The organism is Paenibacillus sp. WLX2291, assembly GCF_046603665.1.
In the GTDB taxonomy this organism is placed as follows: domain Bacteria; phylum Bacillota; class Bacilli; order Paenibacillales; family Paenibacillaceae; genus Saccharibacillus.
In genome coordinates, this window is the sequence record NZ_CP176755.1 from 2,566,240 (window position 1) to 2,584,393 (window position 18,154).

The window sequence follows — 18,154 nt, forward strand, 5'->3', positions numbered from 1 at the left end:
GTTCAGACAAGACCCATAGAGATTGGATTTGTACCACCACTTTTCATTGAACTCCATGTTCGCATAGCCGAGCATCGGAAAAGGAGTGTTCATTTACATGAAACGAAAATACAAATTGAATTTCTTCAAGCCGATCGAGAGTTATTCCAATAACTGGTCCGTGCTGGAAGAGAAAAATAGAGACTGGGAAAACATGTACCGTCAACGCTGGTCACATGATAAAGTCGTCCGCACGACGCACGGCGTGAACTGTACCGGCTCTTGTAGCTGGAAAGTATTCGTCAAAAACGGCATCATCACTTGGGAAAATCAGCAGATTGATTATCCATCCTGTGGTGCGGATATGCCAGAATTTGAACCGCGTGGTTGTCCACGCGGCGCAACATTCTCATGGTACGAATACAGCCCGCTACGAATCAAATATCCATATATGCGCGGGAAGCTGCTGCGATTATGGCGCGAAGCGCTAGCTCAGCACAACAACCCGATCGATGCGTGGGCAAGTATCGTAGAAGACCCCGACAAAGCACAGCAGTACAAAAAGGCACGCGGCAAAGGCGGTCATGTTCGTGTGAACTGGGAAGATGCGCTGTATCTAATCTCTGCACAGCTCATTTATACGATCCGCAAATATGGTCCCGACCGGATCGCAGGGTTTACACCGATTCCGGCGATGTCGATGGTCAGCTACGCATCCGGCGCCCGCTTCATCTCACTGCTGGGCGGACAGATGCTCAGCTTTTATGACTGGTATGCCGATCTTCCGCCCGCTTCCCCGCAAATCTGGGGTGAGCAAACGGATGTACCGGAATCGTCGGATTGGTACAACGCCGGTTATCTGATGATGTGGGGCTCTAACGTTCCGCTGACACGTACACCGGATGCTCACTTTATGACTGAAGTTCGCTACAAAGGAACCAAAATTGTATCCGTCGCACCCGATCTAGCGGAAAACGTCAAATTTGCGGACAACTGGCTTGCACCGCATCCGGGTACAGATGCAGCAATTGCACAGGCGATGACACATGTCATTCTGGATGAATTTTACCAGCAGCGTCAAGAACCGATGTTCATCAATTATGCGAAGCAATACACCGATATGCCGTTCATGATTCTACTCGAACCGCATGGCGATATGCTCAAAGGCGGACGCTTCCTGCGTGCTAGCGATCTAGGTCAGGACAGTGAGCATGCTGATTGGAAACCGGTTATCTATGACGAATCTACTGCGGAACTGCTTGTGCCAAATGGCACAATGGGTCAACGCTGGGAAAAAGGTGTCAAATGGAATCTGATCCTCGACCGCGAAGACGGCACGCGTATCGAACCAGCGATGAGTACAACTAGTCAGGAGCATGAATGGCTGGATATCGTATTCCCTTACTTTGACAATAACGGCAATGGTACATTCACGCGCACGATCCCGACTCGTAAAATTACGCTGGCAGATGGCAGTGAACGTTATATTGCTACCGTCTATGATCTGATGATGAGCCAATATGGTGTCGCACGGATCGACAGTTCATATAATGCGAAGAACTACGAAGATGGAGAATCGTTCTATACACCAGCATGGCAGGAAAAAGTAACGGGTGTGAAGGCTTCTGTCGTCACACAGGTTGCTCGTGAGTTTGCACAGAACTCCCTTGATACTGGCGGTCGCTCGATGATTATCATGGGCGCAGGCATTAACCACTGGTTCAACAGCGATACCATTTACCGTTCGATTCTGAATCTGGTCGTATTGACCGCTTCGCAAGGTGTCAATGGCGGCGGCTGGGCGCACTATGTTGGTCAGGAGAAATGCCGTCCGATCGAAGGTTGGTCGACGGTTGCCTTCGCCAAAGACTGGCAAGGTCCGGCACGACTGCAAAATGCGACTTCATTTTTCTATTTTGCAACCGAGCAGTGGAGATATGAGGAGAGCGGCACGGATTTACTGAAATCGCCAACGAGCGGTGATGTGCATTATCGTCACCCGGCAGATTATAACGTACTGGCGGCGCGCCTTGGCTGGTTGCCATCGTACCCGCAGTTTAACAAAAATAGTCTATTGTTCGCCGAAGAAGCGGCACGCGCAGGCAAAACATCCAACGAGGAAATTATCAAGCACTCTGTAGATGAAGTGATTTCTCGTGAAACGAAATTTGCGGTCGAAGATCCAGGCGCACCGGAAAACTTCCCACGCTCCTTGTTCATCTGGCGCTCCAATCTGATATCCAGCTCTGCCAAAGGACAGGAGTACTTTATGAAGCATCTGCTCGGCGCATCAGATGATCTAATCGCTCGTCCGAATGAAGAAGACAAGCCGGAAGAGATTATCTGGCGCGAAGATGTAGAGGGCAAGCTTGACCTGATGGTCGCACTGGACTTCCGTATGACAACGACGCCGCTGTATGCAGACATCGTGCTGCCAGCAGCAACGTGGTATGAGAAAACGGATCTATCGTCCACCGATATGCATCCATTCGTGCATCCGTTCAATCCGGCGGTCAACCCGCTGTGGGAATCGCGTTCCGACTGGGATATCTACCGCAGTTTGGCAGAGACATTCTCGGAAATGTCCAAAACCCATTTACCGGGTGTATACAAAGACCTTGTGACTGCACCGCTTGGTCATGACTCCATGGGTGAGATTTCGCAGCCGATGGGTATGGTCAAAGACTGGACACGCGGCGAAGTAGAAGCCAAACCGGGCAAAACGATGCCGAACTTCAGCATCGTCGAACGCGATTACACCAAAATTTACGATAAATTCACCTCGCTCGGTCCGAACCTGTTAACTGGTAAAGCTGGAGCGCACGGCGTCAACTTCTCGGTTGCCGAGGAATACGAAGAACTGAAGCTGCTTAACGGCATCCACTATGACGAAACGATCAAAAATGGACTACCGAAGCTACAAACGGCGCGCCAAGCGGCGGATACGATTTTGCATCTATCCTCTGCAACGAACGGACGTGTCTCGCAAAAAGCGTATATGCAAGCGGAAGAAGACCACGGCGTGCAGTTGAGAGACATCTCCGCCGATCGTGCTGCTGAGAAGATTACATTCCAGAGTATTACGTCGCAGCCGCGCGAAGTCATTCCGACTCCGGTATTCAGTGGCTCGAACAAGCAGGGCAGACGATATTCACCATTTACAACGAATATTGAACGTCTGGTGCCGTTCCGTACATTGACCGGTAGACAGCATTTCTATATCGATCATGAAATTTTTGAACAGTTTGGCGAATCATTGCCGGTGTACAAACCGACATTGCCGCCGATGGTGTTCGGTCCGCGTGACCGTGAGATCAAGGGCGGTCAAGATTCCCTCGTGCTGCGTTATCTGACACCACACGGCAAATGGAATATTCACTCCACCTATCAGGATAATCAGCATATGCTCACGCTGTTCCGCGGCGGTCCAACCGTCTGGATTAACAATGAAGACGCCGCTGCCAATGATATTAACGATAACGACTGGCTGGAAGTGTATAACCGTAACGGTGTAGTCACTGCTAGAGCTGTCGTCAGTCACCGGATGCCACGGGGCACGATGTTTATGTATCATGCTCAGGATAAGCATATCAACGTACCAGGTTCCGAAATTACCGATACACGCGGCGGCAGTCACAACGCGCCGACTCGCATTCATATGAAACCGACCCAGATGGTAGGCGGTTACGCACAGCTGAGCTATGGATTTAACTACTACGGTCCAATCGGTAATCAGCGTGACGTATACGTCGCTGTCCGCAAAATGAAGGAGGTCAATTGGCTTGAAGATTAAAGCACAAATCGCCATGGTCATGAATCTAGACAAATGCATCGGCTGCCATACATGCAGCGTAACATGCAAGACAACCTGGACCAACCGCAAGGGCGCTGAATATATGTGGTTCAACAACGTCGAAACGAAACCGGGCATCGGGTATCCAAAACGCTGGGAAGATCAAAGTATTTATCGGGGCGGCTGGCAGCTGCGCAAAGGCAAACTGGAATTGAAATCTGGTAACAAGCTGTCCAAAGTCGCACTGGGTAAAATTTTCTACAACCCGGATATGCCGGAAATGAAAGACTACTATGAACCGTGGACGTACAACTACGAGAACCTCACTCAGTCGCCGGAGAAAAAGCACTCTCCGGTGGCACGTCCACACTCTGCCGTCACTGGTGAGAAAATGGAAGTTAACTGGGGACCGAACTGGGAGGACGATCTGGCTGGTGCCCACATTACCGGTCCGCTTGATCCGAATATTGAGAAGATTGAAGAAGAGATCAAATTCAACTTTGAAAAATCGTTTATGGTCTACTTGCCTCGTCTGTGCGAACATTGCCTCAACCCGAGCTGCGTGGCATCATGCCCATCTGGTGCGATGTACAAACGCGACGAAGACGGCATCGTGCTCGTCGATCAGGAGGCTTGCCGCGGCTGGCGTTACTGCATGACTGGCTGCCCGTACAAAAAGGTCTACTTCAACTGGCAGACGAACAAAGCTGAGAAATGTACCTTCTGCTTCCCGCGTGTGGAAGCCGGGCTGCCGACCGTCTGCTCAGAAACGTGTACTGGTCGCATCCGTTACTTAGGTGTCCTGTTATATGATGCAGATCGTGTACAGGAAGTGGCATCTATTCAGGATGAGCAAGCGCTATATGAAGCGCAGTGTGGACTATTCCTGAATCCAAACGATCCTGAGATTATTGCCCAAGCGAGAAAAGACGGCATTACTGCCGATTGGATCGAAGCCGCGCAGAATTCGCCGGTCTACAAACTTGCTATCGAATATAAACTGGCATTCCCACTACACCCAGAATACCGTACGTTGCCAATGGTCTGGTACGTACCGCCGCTTAGCCCGATCATGAACTACTTTGAAGGGAAAGATTCGATTGATAATCCCGATCTGATTTTCCCGGCGATTGAAGAGATGCGGACGCCGATTCAATATTTGGCGAATATGCTCACTGCTGGCGATAGCCAATCGGTAAAAGAGGCATTACAGCGTATGGCAATGATGCGTTCGTATATGCGTGCCAAGCTGACTGGCGATCATTTCGACGAGCAGCGTCTGGAACGCGTCGGACTAACTGCTCGTCAAACGGAGCAAATGTACCGTCTGCTGGCAATTGCCAAATATGACGACCGTTTCGTAATCCCAACCTCGCACAAGGAAGGTCATATGAATCCGTATCGTGCGCAAGGTTCGGCTGGCTTTGGCGATGTGATGGGCAATATGGGCGGCGGTATGGATGGCGGCTGTAGCGGTTGCAGTGCTGTCGATTCGTTCAGCCCAGGACGCGACAAGGATGGCAAAACGATTTATGAAGAAAACTTCTATGGAGGGATCTGGCGTGATTGATCTGGAGCAGCTATATGCCTATAAACCGTCGTTTCACTTTTTTGCCCGGCAGCTGATGTACCCGGAAAAGCTGGATTTCCATCCAACTCTGCTGGAAGAGTCATTTGCGCCGGATCATCCTGGCGCGGAGGAAGCGAAGCTGTATTGGGAATTGATGCACGAGCGCAGTATGGAGCAGATTCAGGAAATGTACACTGAAACGTTTGATTTTCAAAAGGATTGCGCGCTGTATATGACCTATTTCAAATTCGAAGATGCACGCGAGCGTGGACAGATGTTAGCGAAGCTAAAGCTGCTGTACGAAATGTTCGGTCTGGAAATGCCGGATGAGGAATTGCCAGACTTTCTGCCGCTTATGTGTGAATTCCTGTATGCTGCCGACTGGCGCGGGCATCCTTCCGCAGGCGAAAATTTTCGGATGCCGATGGCAATTCTCGAAGATGGTACGTACCATCTGCTTCAGGCGCTGGACAAGTACGGCAGCCCGTATGTCCACCTGATCAAAGGATTGCGGAATACGCTGAAGGTGTGCATCACACAGGAGGAGCCGGTGAGTGAACATGATTGAGCAATTTCTATGGGTGATTTTCCCTTACGCATGTATGGTTATATTTGTAGTAGGTCATATTTTCCGCTATCGTACGGATCAGTTTAGCTGGACAGCCAAATCCAGTGAGTTTATTGAAAAGAAACAGCTGATGATCGGTAGTATGCTGTTCCATATCGGGATTATTCCGGTCATTATGGGGCATATAGTTGGACTTGGTATTCCGGCTTCGTGGATGACTGCGATGGGCGTAAGCGAGCATATGTATCATCTGGGCGCGGTGTATGGCGGTGGACTATTCGGTATTGTTACGCTGATCGGTATGCTTATTCTAACATCGCGCCGCTTCACGATTCGCAGTGTGCGTCGTCTGAGTAGCGCGTCTGATCTGGTTGTGAATACATTGCTGCTATTTATCGTGTTCATGGGTATGTATGCGACGCTATTCACCAATGCGGTGCAGCCGGATTTTGATTATCGGGAGACGATCTCGATCTGGTTCCGCGGACTGTTCATCTTGCAGCCGAATGCGTCGCTGATGCATGATGTACCGTTATCGTTCAAAATTCATGCGCTGACTGGCTTCGCGATCTTCGCCTTCTGGCCGTTTACGCGTCTCGTGCATGTGTGGAGTGTTCCATTGAATTATATTGGCAGAAGTTATATTCTTTATAGAAGACATAAATCAAGCTGAGGAAAGGGGGCGACGCCTTCTTTCCCTCTTGCATTAGGAGCGCGAGCGAATGAACGATAAAGTGGATTACCAGCAGGAGCTGGATGAGATACGTGCACTATTCGGTTACGACTTTATGGCACTGGCGCTGGCGGAACCAGCGGAATACCATTATGTGATCAAATGGAAGTATGCTTCCGGCAACCTGAATGAACGCTTTAGAGACATCGTGCTGCAAAGCGGGCGGGGCGTCGCCGGTATGGTGTTCAAAACGGGCAAGCCGTTTATGTTTGCGTCTGTGCAGAATGATGTGCCTCGGGATGCGCTGTTTAATTATCCGATCATTCGTACCGAGCAATTGACCAGTCTGGGCGCTGTTCCCGTGTGGAACGATACGCGTGTTGCTGGTGTATTGCTGGGCGGATATCGGGATGAGCGGCGGGTGGATCGAACGATGATGCAGGCATTGAATGATCTGGCACATCAGGGCATCGGGGAGCTGAACGGAAAGGAGTATATGCCGAGTTGAAGCAAACCAACGAGCAAGAGCAGATTAATCAATGGATGAGCAAATTGTACAGTCAGAGCAGAGAAGCGATTTTCTTTTTCAATCATGGCGGTCGGGTGCTGTATATGAATCCGGCGGCAGAGAAGATTGTTGATAACGATGTACTGAAGCAGCTATATGAAGGACATGCGGAGACGATCTGCCGGGTATGCCGGGGGTATATGAGCGAGACGGAGCTGCGTACCTGTATCGCGTGTTATTTTACAAGCCCGGAATCGGAGCGATTCTCTTCGTTTCAAGTGTATCTGGATACGGTCGGCAAAGGGGTTATTCCGTATGCCGCGTCATATCATACACTGGACGAGACGGAAGGCGTGCATGTACTGATGCTGCGCGATCTGTCGCAGCAGTTCAAAACGCAAGAAAGCTTTTACCAGAACAAAATGATGAAGCATGTCATTCATGCACAGGAAAATGAACGGCGCCGCATCTCGCGCGAGCTGCATGACAGTGTAGCGCAGGAGCTGATGAGCGCGGTGATTGACCTGCGTGTGCTGAAATATATGACTGGCGAAGAGGAATTGTTGAAGAAGATGCGGCAAACCGAGGAATCGATGACCCGTCTGCTTGACGATATTCGCAATCTGGCGGTAGAGTTGCGTCCGGCGGCGCTAGATGATTTTGGATTGGAGGCGGCATTCCGCTCACATTTCAAACGGATCAAGGAAAGTTACGGCTTTGCGATCTGCTTTGACTCCAATCTGGATAATCAACGGTATGGTAGCGAGGTGGAGACGGTCATTTACCGGATCGGGCAGGAAGCGATTCTGAATGCGCTCAAGTATGCGGAAGTGGATATTCTCAACTTCGTATTGCGTGAGGAGAATGGTCATCTGCGATTGATGGTTGAGGATAAAGGAAAAGGCTTTGATCCCGACGATGATCCGATCGGTACGGGACTCGGTCTGTACGGCATGCAAGAACGGGCGGAGTTGGTTGGCGGTAGAGTTAGCATCCATTCCGAAAAGGGCAAGGGAACTCGTATTACACTGGATATTCCTGTTCCTGAGCAGGCATATGGAGGGCATTGGTCATGAAGATTGTCATTGCGGATGATCATGCGATTGTTCGAAGCGGGTTTGCGATGATTTTGAATTTTCAGCCGGATATGGAAGTGGTTGGCACGGCTGCGGATGGAATCGAAGCGTATACAGTAGTCGCGCGTCATCAGCCGGATATTCTGCTCATGGATCTGAGTATGCCACCGGGAGAAAGTGGCTTGATCGCGACCGGCAAGATCAAGGAGGATTACCCAGACACGAAGATTCTCATTCTGACGATGCATGATGATGAAGAGTATTTGTTCCATGTGCTGCGTAATGGCGCTTCCGGTTATGTGTTAAAAAATGCACCAGATGAAGAACTGCTATCAGCGATTCGTACGATTCATGAAGGCGGCACGTATATTCATCCGAAGCTTGCTACATCGTTAGTGCGCGAGTTTGTGAAGACGAATGCCGGAGTGGATTCGGAGGATGTGTACGAGGTGTTGTCGCGCCGAGAGCTAGAGATTTTGCCGCTGGTGGCGAAGGGCTATAGTAACAAGGACGTCGCCGAGAAGCTGTTCATTTCCGTCAAAACGGTAGAAGCGCACAAAGCCAAAATTATGGACAAGCTACAATTGAAAAGCCGCCCGGAACTGGTCGAATATGCGCTACGGAAGAAGATTCTTGATTTCTGATCCTTGTAATCACTTAATGGAAACTGCAACTGTCTAGAGAAATGAATGATGCGATGTAGAGGATCGCATCTCCAATATAAGGTCATCTGAACAATAAAGGTGGACGATGATGAGAGTCGCCTGTTCCCAATGGAATTAGGGGGCAAAAGGCACAATTATGCGAAAGTCTGTATAGTTCAATCGTATAGAGTGAAGTAGAACCGCTGGTTACAACCGGCGGTTTTTTTGCGTTTATAGCGCCGTGTACCATTCGCGCTAACTTCACCACTACAGGCTTCATAACTACAGATTAGACTCCCTTGGAAGCACGATCTCCTTACTCCCTAATTGTATTCGGGGTTTCCCCGGGCATAGTCAGGGTACTCCCCTATATTCGGAGTCGTCGTCAAAATTCTACAATAAAGGAGAAAAGAAAACAGGCATCTGGCAACTCCTTCTGTTTCTACTTCATTCACTACTATCACAGCATACTATGTGATCATTAGCACAAATACACAAAGGACCAGCTACGCAGGATACACTGCCAGATGCCAAGCCGAACAGTTGACAGTAAAGGGTGAGTTGGATGATTAAAAAGATGCAGTTATCTTTGCAGACGTTAAATCTCGTATTGGGATTCATGGTCTGGGTAATTATTTCCTCGCTGATGCCATTTATTAAAGAGGACATCAGCATTCCGCAGGGCAGTCTGGCGATGGTTACCGCTATTCCGGTCGTACTCGGTTCGATCTTGCGGATTCCACTTGGCTATTATGCCAATATTGTGGGCGCACGAGTCGTATTTATGATCAGCTTTATTTTGCTGCTGTTCCCAGTGTATTACATCAGTACAGCAAGTACGATGTCCGATCTGATCATCGGCGGATTGTTCCTCGGGATTGGGGGCGCGGTATTCTCAGTTGGCGTCACATCGCTGCCGAAGTACTATCCACGCGAGAAGCATGGTCTGGTGAACGGCGTGTATGGGATGGGCAATATCGGTACAGCGATTACGACCTTCTCCGCACCAGTCGTAGCAACCCAGATTGGCTGGCAGTCAGCGGTACGTCTGTATCTGGTACTGCTATTAGTATTCATCGTGCTGAACTTCCTGTTCGGCGACCGCAAAGAAACCAAGATCAAAACCCCGATCATTGAACAGATCAAGGGCGTATACAAAAATGAAAAACTATGGTTCTTCTCTTTATTCTACTTTATTACTTTCGGTTCATTCGTTGCGTTTACCGTATATCTGCCGAACTTTCTAGTAGCAAACTTTGAACTGGATAAAGTGGATGCAGGATTGCGTACAGCTGGCTTTATCGCACTAGCGACCTTTCTTCGTCCAGTCGGTGGTTGGCTGGCTGACCGTTTCCAAGCGTTGTTCTTGCTGATGTGTACCTTTGCCGTATATACACTGGCAGCGATTTTGCTGGCATTCTCACCATCGATTGGACTGTATACCGTCGGTTGTCTGGCGATTGCACTGAGTGCCGGTATCGGTAACGGAGTTATTTTCAAACTGGTGCCGTTCTACTTCAACAAGCAAGCCGGGATTGCCAATGGGATCGTATCGATGATGGGCGGTCTGGGCGGATTCTTCCCACCGCTTATGCTGGCGGCGATTCACGGATTGACCGGACAGTATTCAATTGGCTTCATGCTATTATCGCAGGTGGCGTTGGCAAGTCTAATCATTGTCGTCTGGATGTATTATCAGGACAAATTAACGCTAGTATCCGAAGTGTTCAACTCGACCGCTCAGGGTATTCTCGTCACTGATCCCCAAGGTCATATCAAAACCGTCAATCCGGCATTTACTAAGCTAACTGGATATCGTGAAGATGAAGTGCTTGGTCAGCGTCCAAGCATTCTGAAATCAGAACGCCAACCTCAGGACTTTTACGAGAACATGTGGGCAGATATCAAGGCAAAAGGGTTCTGGCAAGGCTCTATCTGGAACCGCCGCAAAAATGGTGAGGAATATGTACAATGGCTCAACATTAGCGCGGTCAAAGATGCAACTGGTGAAGATGTACGCTATGTTGGCACATTCAGCGAGTTGACAGAGCAGCCCAACAAACTTTAACATCGCGCGTGCTAAGTGCTAAGTGCTAAGTGCTAAGTGCTAAGTGCTAAGTGCTAAGTGCTAAGTGCTAAGTGCTAAGTGCTAAGTGCTAAGTGCTAAGTGCTAAGTGCTACGTATAAATTTTGAAATGTGTGTTTCTATCTGTTGTATATTACTATCAACACGTACACCTTCCATATGCAGCTGATTGCTGTGTATATCACAATATAAAGGGGACCTTATCATGAATCCGTCTACTGATCTGCTGGAGCGACCGCTGCGTGATCTGCGTATCTCAGTCACCGACCGTTGCAACTTCCGCTGCCGTTATTGTATGCCAAAAGAGATATTTGGTGACGATTATGCGTTTATGCATGGCTCGGAGCTGCTCTCCTTTGACGAAATCGAGCGGTTGGTATCCTTGTTCGTCGGATTGGGTGTAAGCAAAGTACGCCTGACCGGAGGCGAACCACTGCTGCGTCGGGGATTGCCGGAGCTGATCAGCCGGATTACTGCCATTCAAGGCGTAGAGGATCTCGGTCTGACAACGAATGGACTGCTGCTTGGTTCACAAGCACAACCACTGTACGATGCTGGTTTACGTCGTTTGAATATTAGCCTGGACGCACTCAATCCGCGACGATTCGGTTATATGAATGGTCGCGGCATCAAGCCTCAGCAAATTCTAAAACGCATCGATTATGCCCGTTCGATCGGCTACAAGATCAAGATCAATATGGTTGTACAAAAGGGCATGAACGATATGGAAATTCTGCCGATGGCGGATTACTTCCGCGAACGCGGGATTACTTTGCGGTTTATCGAATTTATGGATGTGGGCAACGACAACGGGTGGAGACAGGATTACGTCGTATCTCAAGATGCCATTTTGAAAAAGCTGCGTACCCGGTATGAGCTAGAACCGGTGCATCATGGGGTGTACGGCGAGGTGGCAAATTATTACCGGTATGCTGGAACGGATACCGAAGTTGGGTTTATTAGTTCGGTCTCAAATTCCTTTTGCTCCTCCTGTACACGCGCACGATTGTCATCGGAAGGCAAGCTGTACACCTGTCTGTTTGCGACCGAAGGGTATGATCTGCGTTCGTTAATGCGGCGCGGAGCAGATGATGCTGTATTGCTGCAAGCGATCAAGCGTACATGGGAGCATCGATTGGATCAGTATTCCGACGAACGCGGCGAAGATGATCAGCCGCAGACTCGTAAAGGGAAAATTAACATGTCGTATATCGGTGGTTGACATTTTGAACTGATGAACTGATGAACTGATGAACTAACAATCTACTAATTAACAGCAAGCCAATGAAGTATGGAACGTTGCCAGTCCAGTATTCCTCCTCAGAATACAATGTTGAATTTATCATATAATGTGGAAATAATCATGTACGATTCAAGGAAGTCGAAAGGAGCGGACGTATGAACCGGTATATTCCGAATCAGCATGGAGCATGGGCGATGCTAGTTGTCCCTTTTCTATGCGGATTGAGTCTGTCCGGGGGAAGCTGGCTGCATGTGCCATTGTTTCTGTGCTGGTTAGTGATGTATCTGTTCAGCTTTCCGTTATTGCTCTGGATCAAAACGGGTCGAGCAGCGCGTTATCGGCAGCCAACCTTATTATATGGCGTGCTGCTCGTTCCATTGCTGACAACAATCGTCTGGATGGAGCCGCAGTTGCTCTGGTATAGCGTGATTTTACTGCTATTTTTTATTCCGAATATGTATTTTGCCCGTAAGCGTAAGGAACGTGCACTGCTGAATGATGTGCTGGCGATTGTATTGTTTTGTTCCTTTGTATATCCAGCGGCTTTTGTCGGTGAGGATATGAACTGGGCGACAGCCAGCCATTTGTTTCTGATACTAGTGATGTATTTTTGCGGCACCGCGGTGTATGTGAAGACGATGATTCGTGAGAAGAACAATCGCATCTATTATCGTATATCGGTATGTTACCATCTGCTGCTATTACTGATGGCAGGCTGGTGGAATGTGTGGCTGATGATCCCGGCAGCGATCCTTCTGCTACGTAGTATATGGCTACCACATCTACCTTTAAATATCAAAACCGTCGGCATGATCGAAATCCTCGGTGCGATGCTAGTCTGTGTCTCACTGATTGGCTTCAATAATTAATATGGCAACTCCAACAATCGGGAAGGGAGAGGCAACCATGAACACAACCACGGGCAGGCCGATCGTAACTTCCAGAGATTACAAGGTGAATCCCTTTATCGTCATCTGGGAAGTGACGCGTGCGTGTGCGCTAAAATGTCTACATTGCCGCGCCGAAGCGCAGTATCGTGCCGATCCTAATCAGTTATCTCACGAGGAAGGTAAGCAGCTGATTGACCAGATTGCGCAGATGCAGCATCCGCTGCTCGTGTTCACTGGCGGCGATCCGTTAATGCGACCAGATCTGTATAAGCTAATTCAGTATGCTGTGAATAAGCATGGACTGTCCGTTTCGATGACGCCCAGTGCAACGCCGCGTGTCACTCGCTCAGCAGTAGAGCAGGCCGCCGCCGCTGGATTGTCACGCTGGGCATTTAGTCTCGACGGTTCATGTGATAAAATTCACGATCATTTTCGTGGTACACCGGGTTCTTTTGAGCGGACGATGAACGGTATTGGTTATTTGCAGGACATGCACATGCCAATTCAGATCAATACGACCGTTTCACGTTATAATCTGGACGATCTACCGCGTATTGCCGAGTTGGTAGAAGAGATGGGAACCGTGCTGTGGAGCCTCTTTTTCCTCATTCCGACTGGACGTGCCAATGCTGACGATATGATTACACCAGAGCAGCATGAGCAGGTGATGAACTGGTTAGGTACACTTCGTCAGAATGTGCCGTATGGTATCAAAGCGACAGAAGCACCACATTATCGTCGTGTGCTGGTACAATACGCTGTCAAAGTCAAAGAATCAGGTGGACATCTACATGTGCCAGGCAAGGAGAATGTTGCATCCCAACCCAACCCCAACCATTTCGATCTGCCGTTATCGTCACCTGCATCTATCTCCACTCACACACAGCTGACTATGGATATTGCAGCACCAGCATCGTCTACCATTCCAGACAACTTGCCATTTGAAGTACCGATGCCACGACATGTCGATGTGCTGGGGCGTGCGCCGCAAGGTGTGAATGATGGCGACGGGTTTGTATTTATTAGCCATATCGGCGATGTGTATCCTAGCGGATTTCTACCTTTGCAATGCGGCAATGTGCGTCAAACGCCGCTGGCTGACATATATCGGCAATCGACCGTGATGCAGGAGCTGCGTGACAAGAGATTGCTCAAAGGAAAATGTGGTGTGTGTGAGTTCAAGACGCTCTGCGGCGGTTCACGCGCACGGGCGTATGCGATAACAGGAGATTATTTACAAAGCGACCCTGCTTGTGCATATGTACCGGCGGGCTGGACAGGAGAAGATGCACAATGACAATCATAACAACTAATCCAACAACGCCGGTACGGAAACGTCCACAAACAAAAACGTACAAAGCCGTTATTCTCGGCGGTGGCATTACCGGTTTGAGCGCTGCCTTTTATTTGCAAAAATATGCTACAGAGCAAGGGCTTCCACTGGAAATTACACTTGTAGAAAAGAGTGACCGTCTTGGCGGCAAAGTCCATTCCGTACGCCGGGAAGGCTTTCTGATCGAAAAGGGACCCGATTCCTTTCTTGCGCGCAAACAGCCCATTCTCGATCTGACTCGTGATCTCGGTATGGAACAGCAACTCGTGCCCACCAATCCCAAAGCCGGTTCTACCTATATTATGAACAACGGCAAGCTGCACCAGATGCCGCTTGGTCTCGTACTCGGTATTCCGACACGCATTACGCCGCTCATTCGCACCGGACTGATCTCACCACTTGGCAAAGCACGCGCCTTACTCGATCTGCTCATCCCGGCAGGCAAAGTAGACACCGACGAAGCGCTGGGCGATTTTATTCAGCGACGACTTGGACGTGAAGTGCTGGAGCAGATGACCGAGCCACTGCTTGCTGGTATTTACGCAGGTGATACGCGTCAGCTCAGTCTCGGAGCGACCTTTCCTCAGTTCAAGCAAATGGAGCGTCAGCACCGTAGCCTCATTGTCGGTATGGCAAGCAGTATGCTACGCCGACCGACAACTACTAAGACTACTTCAACCCCGCCCAAAAAGAGTATGTTTCTGTCTTGCGAAGGTGGATTATCGTCGATCATTGATGAACTGGAGCAGCAACTCTCCGATGTAAACGTGTTAAAGGGCACGCATGCTGTACAGGTGAAAAAGCATCCTGGGGAAGCTGCTTTTCCGTATATTGTTAAGTTGAACGATGGCAAAGCGCTGATCGCAGATGCGGTCATCTGTACGATTCCTGCGTATGCGGCAGCAGAACTTTTTCATGATATTCCACACGTATCCGAGCTAAAACATATCCGTTATGTGTCGGTGGCGAATATTGCGTTTGGCTACCGGCATGATCAATTGCGTCAGGACTTTGAAGGTACCGGATTCCTCGTCCCACGTAAGGAAGGACGTACGATCACTGCGTGTACGTGGTCATCTACAAAATGGAATCATGCCGCACCTGAAGGGCAAACCTTACTACGCACCTATATCGGTCGTGCAGGAGCGGAGGAATGGGTAACGATGAGCGATGACGAACTGGTAGCGGCAGTACGCAACGATCTGCGCGAATTGATCGGCTTCGATGCCGAACCCGATCTCGTAGAGATTAGCCGCTGTTATCATTCCATGCCCCAATATCCCGTCGGTCATCAGCAGATGATGGAACGGATTCATACAGCGATGCAGCGCTGGCTACCTGGCATTTCGCTATGCGGCGCAGGTTATGGCGGCATCGGCATTCCCGATTGCATCCAACACGGCAGAGAATCCGCCGAACAACTGATTCAAAGCTGGAATCAACAAGCAGTATCGTTGTAACGGTAACGGTGATGCGATTAGCAGCAATATGATCATTGTAAGGGAGAATAAAGCTTTTCATCTAGGTTTGATATGTCTCTTTGAATAAGAGTATATCTGGTAGATGAAAAGCTTTATTTGCCGTGCGCGCTTGCTTGCTCCATATGTCGGAATGATGATAAGATGAACGCAAAGTTCGATCACCGTTAGTACATATGAATCTGCACACCAGTTAATAAAATAATGATTTCCACCTATCAACAAGTAACGATATGCCATAGCGAATATTTTAATCATCTGAATCGTTCAAATTCAAACAGGGAGAAGCCTATGGAATTGATCTTTGTTCGTCACGGGCAATCGGAGCACAACCTGAATACTCCTGACCGCTTGTAAAGAATGCATCCGCATTTGACTGCACTTGGTGTACAGCAAATGCAAGCATTGCGCGCTGAAATTTCGATTACTGCCCATGATCTATTTGTAATCAGTCCCACGATACGTACAATAGAGTCTCTTCGTCAGCTTGCAGGTGATCATGATCCTGATCTGGTATGGATTCATCCATTGTGCGGTCCGCGTATGTATCCGCAAAATCCTGATTGGCCTACATTACCTTGTGATCTCATTTTGACGATAGAAGCGGTATCTACCCATTGTCCCGATTGGCAGGTAATGAATGAGCAAACGTTGGAGTTATGGGACGATGCAGTGAATACGATGCCACAATCACAATTTGAATATTATGCCCATCAATTGTTATCGCAAGTAAAACAAAGTGCCAGCACGAGAGCAATCATCATTTCGCATGATGGAACAATCAACAGCTATCGCGAATTACTTGGAGAGCAAGGGCTGAGTCGAAATGATTTTCTTGGTGAAGCGGGACATTATTATACGACTCTTCACGAAACGAATAATTAATAAAAATCAATATCAACACCCATACACAATTCACAGCAAAGGAGCAGCACAATGTCACAACTACAATTAAAAAGTGGCGATATCGTCGCCTTGATCTCGTGTTCGGATGGAGTTGCTTGGGGGAATCGAAGCAGTGTAGATGAGCTGATTCATCGGCTGAGTGAGTGGGGCTTGCAGGTGCAGGAAGCAAAGACGTTAATGCAGGCGGAATATGGGTGGAGCGGCAGTCCGCAGGATCGGGCAGCGGAGTTGAATCGTTTGTTTGCTGACGATCACGTCACAGCGATCTTTGATATTTCTGGTGGCGATTCGGCGAATGGGGTGTTGCCGTATCTGGATTATGATGCTATCACTCGTTCCAGCAAGCCGCTGTTTGGTATGAGTGATCTGTCGGTCATCCTGAATGCTATTTATGCGCGGACGAATGTATCGGGATATCATTATCAGGTGATGAATCTGGTGCGTCAGCACGGGGAAGTGCAGCGACAGAAGTTTTATCGTACCTTTTTTGAAGGTGGCAGCGATCTGTATGATCTGGAGTTTGAATTTTTGCGCGGTGAGGATTTGAATGGAGAGTTGATCGGTGGCAATTTGCGTTGTTTGCTGAAGCTCGCCGGGACACAGCATTTCCCTCATGCTCGCGGACGAGTCATTATGCTGGAAGGATTGAGCGGACGACTAAAACGCGTGATGTCCATGCTGGATCAACTGAATCAGACGGGACTATTAAATGAATGCTCCGGGCTGTTGATCGGTACATTTACTGAGCTAGAACAATATGGGGAACAAAGCGCACTGCTAGAGTATGTGTTGAACATAACCGCTGAGCGCAGCATTCCAGTGGTGCATACAACACAACTGGGGCACGGCAGCGATTCCGGCTGCATGATCATTGGTTGAATGGCAAAACTGATAATCGTTCGATAGATAGCGTTCACTAGGTAATTCTATAAGTCTGGATCAATTGACGATTTCTCGACAGACTCCAACGAGATGCACTACGAGGAATAAAATTCAAAAAGATATAGCAAAAGCGCTCTTATCTGTTGGAGTAGATAAGAGCGCTTTTGCTATATTCTCATATCCATCTATGGTGCATGAAATCATCTATGCAATAGTTGGCAAAAGGGACTGTATCCCTGTTTCCACCAGATCAACTATTGATCGAACTGTGGTGGTCACCGTCTTTTGCCGATTTGAAGTTGCCTTCACCAACGAGGCGACGGATATCGTCCTCTGATAACTTTGGTGCGATAGGCTGCGTTGGAATATCGGTTGCACCGCCGGGAACTTCCTGCTTTTCCACACGGGCAAAGCCTTCATTGATCTGCCGTCCAACCTGCTCACGCTCCTGGCGATCAGGTAATTGCACCTTTTCTGGGAATTCTGCCATTATGAAGCCTCCTTGTGTCAAATGAAATGTAGGAT

General features: G+C 48.8%; 15 protein-coding genes. 14 read left to right on the forward strand and 1 reads right to left on the reverse strand.

Translation table 11 applies throughout. From position 1 onward, the window contains the following. Positions 1–97 precede the first annotated feature (97 nt). From ACDE64_RS11080 to ACDE64_RS11145, 14 genes are all read left to right on the forward strand, one after another. Positions 98–3,772: a nitrate reductase subunit alpha gene (locus ACDE64_RS11080; protein ID WP_411350039.1), complete on the forward strand. Its 3,675-nt coding sequence runs from the start codon at positions 98–100 to the stop codon at positions 3,770–3,772. Then, entirely contained in the window at positions 3,762–5,342 is a 1,581-nt protein-coding gene (gene narH / locus ACDE64_RS11085) for a nitrate reductase subunit beta (RefSeq protein ID WP_411346515.1), read from the forward strand. The genes ACDE64_RS11080 and narH overlap by 11 nt, the downstream gene beginning before the upstream one ends. Next, on the forward strand, positions 5,305–5,910 hold the full coding sequence (narJ, locus tag ACDE64_RS11090) for a nitrate reductase molybdenum cofactor assembly chaperone (protein WP_411350040.1): 606 nt from the start codon (positions 5,305–5,307) through the stop codon (positions 5,908–5,910). Before narH ends, narJ begins: the two co-directional genes overlap by 38 nt. Continuing rightward, positions 5,903–6,583 (forward strand): respiratory nitrate reductase subunit gamma, encoded by a 681-nt coding sequence (gene narI / locus ACDE64_RS11095; RefSeq protein WP_411350272.1) that lies wholly within the window; start codon positions 5,903–5,905, stop codon positions 6,581–6,583. The genes narJ and narI overlap by 8 nt, the downstream gene beginning before the upstream one ends. Positions 6,584–6,632: 49 nt before the next feature. Continuing rightward, a complete protein-coding gene (locus ACDE64_RS11100) occupies positions 6,633–7,091 on the forward strand; it encodes a GAF domain-containing protein (RefSeq protein WP_411346517.1) in 459 nt (152 codons plus the stop codon). Positions 7,092–7,126: 35 nt separating this feature from the next. Then, a complete protein-coding gene (locus ACDE64_RS11105; protein ID WP_411350273.1) occupies positions 7,127–8,167 on the forward strand; it encodes a sensor histidine kinase in 1,041 nt (346 codons plus the stop codon). After that, complete coding sequence (locus tag ACDE64_RS11110) at positions 8,164–8,811, forward strand: response regulator (RefSeq protein ID WP_411346518.1); 648 nt, start codon at positions 8,164–8,166, stop codon at positions 8,809–8,811. Before ACDE64_RS11105 ends, ACDE64_RS11110 begins: the two co-directional genes overlap by 4 nt. Before the next feature lie 565 nt (positions 8,812–9,376). Next, on the forward strand, positions 9,377–10,879 hold the full coding sequence (locus ACDE64_RS11115; RefSeq protein WP_411350041.1) for an MFS transporter: 1,503 nt from the start codon (positions 9,377–9,379) through the stop codon (positions 10,877–10,879). Between the two features lie 223 nt (positions 10,880–11,102). Continuing rightward, a complete protein-coding gene (gene moaA, locus ACDE64_RS11120; RefSeq protein ID WP_411350042.1) occupies positions 11,103–12,119 on the forward strand; it encodes a GTP 3',8-cyclase MoaA in 1,017 nt (338 codons plus the stop codon). Positions 12,120–12,295: 176 nt separating this feature from the next. Then, positions 12,296–13,009, forward strand: a complete 714-nt coding sequence (locus ACDE64_RS11125; RefSeq protein WP_411350043.1) for a YwiC-like family protein — start codon at positions 12,296–12,298, stop codon at positions 13,007–13,009. A gap of 37 nt (positions 13,010–13,046) precedes the next feature. Beyond that, positions 13,047–14,327 carry a radical SAM protein gene (locus tag ACDE64_RS11130; protein WP_411350045.1) on the forward strand — a complete coding sequence of 427 codons (1,281 nt, stop codon included), beginning with the start codon at positions 13,047–13,049 and terminating at the stop codon, positions 14,325–14,327. Beyond that, positions 14,324–15,823, forward strand: coding sequence for a protoporphyrinogen oxidase (gene hemG / locus ACDE64_RS11135; RefSeq protein WP_411350046.1), 1,500 nt, complete (start codon positions 14,324–14,326; stop codon positions 15,821–15,823). Before ACDE64_RS11130 ends, hemG begins: the two co-directional genes overlap by 4 nt. A gap of 390 nt (positions 15,824–16,213) precedes the next feature. Then, positions 16,214–16,726 (forward strand): histidine phosphatase family protein, encoded by a 513-nt coding sequence (locus ACDE64_RS11140; RefSeq protein WP_411350047.1) that lies wholly within the window; start codon positions 16,214–16,216, stop codon positions 16,724–16,726. Between the two features lie 51 nt (positions 16,727–16,777). After that, positions 16,778–17,626, forward strand: coding sequence for an LD-carboxypeptidase (locus ACDE64_RS11145; RefSeq protein WP_411350048.1), 849 nt, complete (start codon positions 16,778–16,780; stop codon positions 17,624–17,626). Between the two features lie 253 nt (positions 17,627–17,879). On the opposite strand, the gene ACDE64_RS11150 is transcribed toward ACDE64_RS11145, so the two are convergent. Continuing rightward, positions 17,880–18,119, reverse strand: coding sequence for a hypothetical protein (locus tag ACDE64_RS11150; protein WP_411346526.1), 240 nt, complete (start codon positions 18,117–18,119; stop codon positions 17,880–17,882). Positions 18,120–18,154 lie beyond the last annotated feature (35 nt).